This window comes from Shewanella electrica, assembly GCF_022321485.1.
In the GTDB taxonomy this organism is placed as follows: domain Bacteria; phylum Pseudomonadota; class Gammaproteobacteria; order Enterobacterales; family Shewanellaceae; genus Shewanella; species Shewanella electrica.
The window spans coordinates 1-256 of the sequence record NZ_JAKOGG010000485.1 but is presented as its reverse complement, the minus strand read 5'-3'; the positions used below and the strand labels follow the sequence as shown (position 1 = coordinate 256).

Here is a 256-nt window from a genome sequence, read left to right as displayed (position 1 = left end):
ACGGTGAATGACTGGCACACATGCCCCAACACGGCGCGTATCAACGCCTCCAACCCTTGCTCCGAGTACATGTTCCTGGACGACTCGGCGTGCAACCTGGCATCGCTGAACCTGATGCGGTTCCGGCGCGCCGACGGCGAGCTGGACGTCGACAAGTTCCGCCAAGCGGTGAAGATCTCCATCCTGGCGCAGGAGATCCTCGTCGACTATGCCTCGTACCCCACCGAGTCCATCGAGCGCAACAGCCATGCGTTCC

General features: G+C 62.1%; 1 protein-coding gene. It reads left to right on the top strand.

The genetic code is table 11. The features are described from left to right. Positions 1-3: 3 nt before the first annotated feature. On the top strand, positions 4-256 hold a 253-nt coding region (locus tag L9G74_RS21265; protein WP_238898762.1), incomplete at its 3' end, for a ribonucleotide reductase barrel domain-containing protein.